The 5114-nt window shown below is 64.4% G+C and carries 4 protein-coding genes; 1 reads left to right on the top strand and 3 read right to left on the bottom strand.

Annotation, left to right across the window (positions count from 1 at the left end):
* From HGB39_RS38315 to HGB39_RS37670, 3 genes are all read right to left on the bottom strand, one after another.
* Positions 1–214 (bottom strand): hypothetical protein (locus HGB39_RS38315; protein ID WP_210753240.1); only part of this gene is annotated, 214 nt, incomplete at its 3' end.
* Positions 215–492: 278 nt separating this feature from the next.
* Positions 493–1402 (bottom strand): IS5 family transposase gene (locus HGB39_RS37665; protein WP_267204576.1). Its coding sequence is split into 2 segments (ribosomal slippage): positions 493–1050 and positions 1052–1402, totalling 909 coding nucleotides; the frame shifts between segments, so codons are not numbered across the junction.
* Between the two features lie 223 nt (positions 1403–1625).
* Positions 1626–2759 carry an IS701 family transposase gene (locus tag HGB39_RS37670; RefSeq protein WP_064081042.1) on the bottom strand — a complete coding sequence of 378 codons (1134 nt, stop codon included), beginning with the start codon at positions 2757–2759 and terminating at the stop codon, positions 1626–1628.
* Between the two features lie 1580 nt (positions 2760–4339).
* Between HGB39_RS37670 and HGB39_RS37675 the strand changes: the two genes are divergently transcribed.
* Positions 4340–4750 carry a hypothetical protein gene (locus HGB39_RS37675; RefSeq protein ID WP_155756070.1) on the top strand — a complete coding sequence of 137 codons (411 nt, stop codon included), beginning with the start codon at positions 4340–4342 and terminating at the stop codon, positions 4748–4750.
* Positions 4751–5114 lie beyond the last annotated feature (364 nt).

Raw genomic sequence — 5114 nt, forward strand, 5'->3', positions numbered from 1 at the left:
GGACGAATCGCGCGCGGCTTTCGGCATCGAGGTCCGCAGAGAGAACCTTGACCGCCACGACTCGGTCGAGTGATCGTTCCCAACATCGGTATACGGTGCCGAATCCGCCGCGGCCGATCTCGTGCGCATCCTCGAACCCCTCGGCATCGAGTTCGGCACCGACTGCATCGGGACCCTGGTCGCGCTGAGTGTCTTCAGACTTGGCCTCGGACATAGGCAGTTCGATTCGTGGCGGGGAACGGAGGTCGTCCGCTTCTCAGGCATGTCCGCCCCTGCCGCCGAGTCGACGGCACAGGCTCGGGCACAACATCAAAGTCTACAGCCATTGTGACGCCGGACACACCGCGCCGCGGTCGATTCATTGCCACGCGAACTCGACATGCCCGTTCCGGCCCGTCGCGGGCTGGCAGCGCGTAGGTGACCAGGTGACCAGGACGCCGAACAGGTAGACGGTGCCAGTCGATGGTGGAGTCGATGTTTCTGCACACCGTGCTAGGGCATGTCTCCCAATAGTTTGAGCCATTCGACGATGCCGGCGAGGAGGAATCCAGCCCGGTAAGTCAGGGCAAGCTTGTCATACCGGGTTGCCACCGCTCGCCACTGTTTTGCCTTGTTGAAGGCCCTTTCCACCACGTTGCGGCCCTTGTACGACTCGGCATCGAAGTTCGGTGGCCGACCGCCCGCGCTGCCCTTGTTCTTGCGGTTGGCCACCTGATCGGACTTCTCGGGAATGACCGCCTTGATGCCCTTGCTGCGTAGCAGTTCTCGATTGGCCTTGGATGTGTACGCCTTGTCGGCACGGACCTCGTCCGGGCGCGTGCGGGGTGCGCCGCCACCGATGCGCGGCACGCAGATGCCCTCCAGGAGCGGGCCGAACATCGGGCTGTCGCTGGCCTGGCCAGGACCCACCAGCACCGACAAGGGACGTCCGTCGCCATCGCACGCCAGGTGGACTTTGCAGGTCAGCCCGCCGCGGGACCGGCCGATGCCGTGATCGACCGGTTCGTCAAGCAGATTCGTGTAATTCGGTAGATCCCCCTGTGTCACGCGCGGCGTTGGCGCCGTGCTGGTGCACCCGCACCACGGTGGAATCCACCGACACCGCCCAATCCAGGTCGCCACCGGCATCGGCCATCGCCGCCAGGGCTATGAGTACCCGATCCCACGTTCCATCCCCGGCGTAGCGTCGGTGCCGTTTCCACACCGTCTTCCAGGGGCCGAAATGCGCAGGTAGATCCCGCCACGGGAGCCCGGTACGCAGCCGGTAGAGCATCCCCTCCACCACAAGCCGGCTGTTCTGGAACTTCCGCCCCCGCAGCCCATCCGAACTGGGCAACAGCAGCGCAAGCAACTCCCACTGCTTGTCCGTCAACACCTCAAACCTATTAACAACGTCTGCCACAGCGAAGAGTCTGCAGCACAACACCCCAAATCATTGGGAGACACGCCCTAGTACTGCAACGGCACTTATGGGACATGTCCGCGGGTTCGGTAGTGACAGATGCGGGCCTGGTGTTGTCGGCGTCTCCGCCAGTGTGACCAGGACCAGACGTGTTCGTCGGGGTGGGCGTGTCGCAGGATCAGATGCACGAGTAGGCGGCGGATCTCGGGTACCGTGTACGCGATCATGCCCTGATCGTTTGTCCCGATTCCCCCTTTATCGCTTCGGTTTTCGTGCCGGCAAGCCAGGCGAGGGCGAGCATCGACAGTGTGGTGTGGGCGTACCAGGCCCGGTAGGTGCGCACCTGGTACTGGTCCAGTCCGGCCTCGTTCTTGGCCTGCTGGAAGCATTCCTCGACCCGCCACCGCGATCCGGCGACGGTGGCGAGTTCGGTGAGCGTGGTGCGCCGGGGTCCGGCGCAGATGTAGTACGCGATCTCGGTCGGGTCCGACAGGGATCGGCGGGCGAGGAGCCAGTGCCCGCGGCCGGGTGCCCAGGCGATCCTGATGGGCACCCGCACCCAGGAATACTCGCGCGGGCCGTGCGCGCCGTCTCCGGCGGAGATTCGGCGCCACTGCTTCGGCGGGACCGCGGCGATCATCTCGTCGGCACGGCCGGAGCGGCCGTCCGGCGTGAACACATCGTCGTTGCACCGGGTGGCCAACACATACGAGACATCGCGTTCCTCGAGCCAGACCCGCAGGTACTTCACCTGACCGTAGGCCTCGTCCGCGGTGAGCCAGGAGAAGGGCACCTGTGCGTCGAGGGCGCGTTGGATCATGTGTTGCGCCAGTCTCGGTTTGGTCGCGAACTCCACCTCGTCACCGATGCCGGCGGCGCGGCACCGGTCCCGGTCGGAGGTCCACGACTCGGGGAGGTACAGCTCCCGGTCGATGAGCGCGTGCCCGGCCGCGCTCGCGTAGGCGAGGAACACCCCGATCTGGCAATTTTCCACCCGACCGGCGGTGCCCGAGTACTGGCGTTGCACCCCGGCCGATCGGGTGCCCTTCTTGAGGAATCCGGTGTCGTCGACGATCAACACCCCGGCGCGGTCACCGAGCCGTTCGACGACGTAGTCACGGACATCGTCGCGGACCCCGTCGACGTCCCAGTCCGCCCGCCGCAGCAGCCGTTGCATCCCGTCCGGGCTCACTTCGCCGGCCCGCTCGGCGAGGGTCCACCCGTTCTTGCGTTCCAGACCCGCAACCAGACCCGTCACATATTCACGGACCCGGGACCGCGGCTCTGACCGGGCGAACCGGCCGGAGATCCGCTCATGCAACGCTTCCAACTCGGCAATAACCAGATCGAGGACCACACAACCAGTATCGTCTACCTGTCAAGCAAGTGCCGTTGCAGTACTAGTCGGTGCCGAGGTCTCGGTGTCCGGTTCTTGGTGAAGGGCGAGGGAGGAACAGCACGCCGGCGAATCCGTCGGCGACGACGATTCGGGTGACGTGTCCGGTGTGGGCTGCCGGGGAGGAATCACGCTCATCGAGGGCAGGCGCACGTGCTGCCGCGGAGCGTCTCGTGGCGGCCCGCGATTGGTGGGCACGTGTCGTCTAAAGTCGATTGTGTGTGAGCGGACCGATTCGGGCCTCGCTCACGCGTGACCGGGGTGGCCTCGGCGCTTGCACCGGTACGAGCGCCGACGTGGAGCGCAGCTCGTCATCCGGGCAGCAGCGGCGAACCGTCACTGACTGCCATGTTGAAGATGTTCAGCTTGCGCTACAGCAAGGAGGCGTGATCCGGCGGCTGCCGCGGCCTGCACGCGGTTGCCGGCGTCAAGGGGTGCACCTCCCCTGGACGAATGCGTCTCGCTCGATCGATTCGGGCGCGATCAGGGCGGTGCACCCGGGACTGATAACAGCAGCCCGGTAGTCTTCGCATTGCGCTTCGCCCGTGGGCGGGCAGACGCCCTGTACGTTGGCGACGTTCGACCCGGCACTCGATCTGTCCAGCCGGAAGGACGCAAGTTGGTTGGCGCTGGTCCGGCCCTCACCGGCAACCGGAACGCGGACCACAGCCTCGGCACAACCGCTCATCTCCCGCAGTCGGTACAAGCGTTGAGCACCGGTCTACTCCTCGCGGCAGTTATGCCTACTCGGACTGCTGATCCGGTCGGTACCGGCTGCCACCCAACCCGCACGATCAAGACGATCCTCGCTGTGATCCACGCCCACCCGAGGAGCTGTGGACCGTCAGCAAACTGGCGCAGTTCGTCGGAGTCAGCGCGCGCACCCCTGCAGGACAGATCCGCACGGTACGTCGATCTCTCACCCCTGTTCTATCTCGCGAGATCCGGCTCGAATGCGCCCACCAGGGCCTGAGTTCAGGCGGATCCGCACCGATGTGGCCTATCGCCGGGTTTCCGACACTCCGGCCGTTTCGCCGCCGACGACCGAAGGCGAGCAGAGCCACCGCTATCGCAAACCCGTACTACGAACGTAGTAAACGGCGATCCGCCCGATTTCGAACTCGTTGCGCAATCCGGCCAGTCCCTGCGCCAGGTGGACACTCGCCGATGTGTGACGCACCTAACATTTGGCCTACCGAGCGAGGACCCATTCGGACGTAGCTGTGAAAGAAGGTGGCGTCATGGCGATATGTCGTCAGAGTCAGACAGGGGACAAAACGCCGCGCCAGCACACCGCCTCCCCTCCGGTCATCGATCGAGGCAGAACGCATTGATTGGACGGCGCGGGCCGTCACGTCCGAACCATGTGCTTCCCGCGGAGACCTGTATCGACGGCGGAGGACTGGCACTCGACCGTCGAGGCCCGCGAATTACTTTATACGCCTGTGCAATTTAGTTGTTTCATGTGCTTTACCGGCATTCCCGCATGGATCGGACTCGGTAGGACTACCGGCCGTCCGGATAAGGAGGAGAGGATTCATATGTCCGTCACCAGCGTCGAGCCCCCCAGGGCGAGCTTGACACATCTCGCCTCACCCGTGGCGTTCACGATGCGTGAATTTGACATCGGGACCACTGAACTCCTTCTGGCGGGTGAGATCGTCGGCGAGGATGGCACCGCAGTGACCGGCGCCGTTGTCGGAGTATGGGGGGTACTCCTCGACGCCGAGCCCGAGGGAGTCTTCGAGATACTGGCGCATGGTTCATGTGCTGCTACCAAGGTGATCGAGATACACGTGAACGCGCCCGGATACGACCGGTGCGAGTTCTCTCTGGTCGTGGACGACACCGTCCCGATCGGCAAGGGCGAGGTTGCAATTCGGCCGTCTCGCCTCGGGGACGGCACGCTCGTTGTGCTGCACACCTTCGAATTGCATCGAACGCTCGGATAAGAGGGATCGGATCGGCGGGAATCGCCGAGTGCGCATTCGGGCACCTCGAGTGATCGAAGTCGCCCGCGGCCCTGCGCTCGATTTTGACAGCGGAGCGTACGAGTACCGGCCTCATAGGCATACGAAACACCTTGTTGCCGGCTTTCGGACGCATTCGGCGAGCGCTTTATTCACCATTGCGAGTCCGGTGCAGGCCACCGGGCCGAGACATGAGACTTCGACAGCGGCAGCGGCGTTCGGCACGGCACGGTCCGCACACCAAGAACAAGGGTAAGGAAGACAACATGCCACAGTTGGCGCGATCCGAATGGTACGACCTGACGCGGGACATGAACTGGACACTCCGATATGTCGAGGAAGATCA

Source organism: Rhodococcus opacus, assembly GCF_012396235.1.
Classification (GTDB): Bacteria; Actinomycetota; Actinomycetes; order Mycobacteriales; family Mycobacteriaceae; genus Rhodococcus_F; species Rhodococcus_F opacus.

Bases quoted from the DNA above. Each gene is read 5' to 3' on its own strand.
- HGB39_RS37675 (WP_155756070.1), top strand. From the start codon at position 4,340: ATGTCCGTCACCAGCGTCGAGCCCCCCAGGGCGAGCTTGACACATCTC.